The sequence below is a fragment of the Nocardia sp. NPDC058497 genome (assembly GCF_042720195.1).
Classification (GTDB): Bacteria; Actinomycetota; Actinomycetes; order Mycobacteriales; family Mycobacteriaceae; genus Nocardia.
On sequence record NZ_JBHXMY010000752.1, the window covers coordinates 1 to 2,428 of the forward strand.

Below are 2,428 nucleotides of genomic sequence, written 5' to 3' on the forward strand. Positions count from 1 at the left end.
TGTGGGTCTGTCCCGCACCCCCGTGACCCCGGCCGGTCGGGGGGTGGGGCACGCGCTGGGCCGACTCCCCGAGAACTCGGCCGGTCCCGGGGGGCGGCAAGAGTCTAGCGTCCGGGCCGACGGTGGGATGTCGGGGTACTTTGCGCGGACCACCGATTCTTGCGAGATCCGTCGGCCGGCTGGATGCTCCGGGTGTGCTGGATCGGCCGGGTGTCTTGCGACAGCTGGGTACGGTCGCGGTCAGGATTTGCTGGGGCGGTGAGCCACGACAAAGCGGGGCTTGTCTGCGAGGTCGGTGTGTTCGACGATGCCGGTGAACCCGGCCGCGGCGAGCAGGGACGCTACTCCCCCGCCGTTGGTGTCGTCGTGTTCGATCGCGGTGGCGCCGCCGGGGCGGAGCAGGCGGGCGATGGTGGGGACCATGGCGCGGATGACGTCGAGGCCGTCGGGGCCGCCGAAGAGGGCGCGGTGGGGGTCGTGGTCGGCGACCTCGGGGTCGAGGACCGCCGCCTCGGGGATGTAGGGCGGGTTCGAGACGAGCAGGTCGACGCGGCCCGACAGTTCGGTGAGCAGGGTCGGGTCGGTGACGTCGTCGGCGTACAGGGTGATGGGGGTGTCGCCGTCGGCGATGCGGTCGTCGGCGTTGCGGCGGGCCCAGGTCACGGCGTCGGGGTCGAGTTCGACGGCGTGGACCTGGGCGTCCGGGCGGGCGTGGGCGATGGCGAGGGCAAGGGCGCCCGAGCCGGTGCACAGGTCGACGACGATCGGTGCGTGGTCGTGCGGCAGTGTCTCCAGCCAGGCCAGCGCCCACGCGAACAGCAGCTCGGTCTCCGGGCGCGGGACGAAGACGCCGGGACCGACTGCGAGGTCGATCTCGCCCATCGCGGCCGTCCCGGTCAAGTGCTGCAACGGGATTCGCGCGGCCCGCTGGTCGATCAGCCGGGCGAACCGCGCGGCTTCCTCGGGCTCCACCATCGGGTGCAGCGCCAGGCGCATCCGGTCGACACCGAGCACGTGGGCGGCCAGGTTCTCCGCATCGGGCAGCGGCGAGGCGACGCCCGCCTCGGCCAGCCGCGCCGCGGCCTCGACGATCAACGGGCGCAGCCGGACACGCTCTGTCACTGGATCATTCGGCATGCTCGGGTGCCCTCCGTGGTGACGCGGGCTGCCTCCTGCGGGCGCTGACCGCTCATGCCGGTTACTCGGCGGCCATGCGGGCGTCGCGGTCGGCCTTGCCGAGCGCGTCGAGCAGCGCGTCCATGTCACCGTCGAGGACGGCGTCGAGGTTGTGCGCCTTGAAACCGATGCGGTGATCGGCGATCCGGTTCTCCGGGAAGTTGTAGGTGCGGATGCGCTCGGAGCGGTCCACCGTGCGGATCTGGCTCGCGCGACCGGCCGCGGCCTCCTGGTCGGCCTGCTCCTCGGCCAGCGCCTGCAGCCGGGCGGCGAGCACCTGCATCGCGCGCGCCTTGTTCTGCAGCTGGGAGCGCTCGTTCTGGCAGGTCACCACGATGCCGGAGGGCAGGTGGGTGATACGGACCGCGGAGTCGGTGGTGTTGACGCCCTGGCCGCCCTTGCCGGAGGACCGGTAGACGTCGATGCGCAGGTCGGTCTCGTCGATCTGCACCTGCTCGACCTCGTCGGGCTCGGGGTAGATCAGCACGCCCGCCGCCGAAGTGTGGATGCGGCCCTGCGACTCGGTCACCGGCACGCGCTGCACGCGGTGCACGCCACCTTCGAACTTGAACCGCGACCACACGCCGTCGCGCGCGGCGTCACGGCTCTTGATCGACAGCGTCGCGTCCTTGTAGCCGCCCAGGTCGGAATAGGTGACATCGAGCGTCTCCACCTTCCAGCCGTGCCGCTCGGCGTAGCGGATGTACATGCGCGCCAGGTCGGCGGCGAACAGCGCCGATTCCTCGCCGCCCTCACCGGACTTCACCTCGAGCACCACGTCGTCGCTGTCGTGCGGGTCGCGCGGGGCGAGCAGATCGGCCAGCGCCTGCTCGAGCTCCACCAGCTGGGCCTCCAGACCGGGCACCTCGGCGGCGAACGCGGCGTCGTCGGCGGCCAGCTCACGGGCGGCCTCGAGATCGTCGCGGACCGACTCGAGCTTGCGGTAGGTCGACATCACCGGGGCCAGCTCGGCGAACCGCTTGCCCACCCGCCGGGCCGCACTGGCGTCGCTGTGCAACGACGGATCGGCCAGCTGCGTCTCCAGGCCTGCGTACTCGGCCAGAATGTCGTCGATGGCGGACGGCTGCGTCACGTTTGCTTCCTTATGTGCGGTGCGGGCGGAATCGGTGGGCGAGAAACCACCGAGCCCCGCCCCGCGGGACCCAAAACCGGGCGGGGGTTTGGGAAAAAACAGTCGGCGGCCGGATTTGCCCCCCGCGTTACCGAGAGAGCCACGAAAGCAGGGACCCCG

The 2,428-nt window shown here is 71.5% G+C and carries 2 protein-coding genes; both read right to left on the reverse strand.

Features of this window, described 5'->3' with window-relative positions; translation table 11 throughout:
- Window positions 1-240: 240 nt before the first annotated feature.
- A complete protein-coding gene (gene prmC, locus ACFWPJ_RS30445) occupies window positions 241-1,122 on the reverse strand; it encodes a peptide chain release factor N(5)-glutamine methyltransferase (protein WP_378856602.1) in 882 nt (293 codons plus the stop codon).
- A gap of 76 nt (window positions 1,123-1,198) precedes the next feature.
- Window positions 1,199-2,269: a peptide chain release factor 1 gene (prfA, locus tag ACFWPJ_RS30450; protein WP_378856604.1), complete on the reverse strand. Its 1,071-nt coding sequence runs from the start codon at window positions 2,267-2,269 to the stop codon at window positions 1,199-1,201.
- Window positions 2,270-2,428 lie beyond the last annotated feature (159 nt).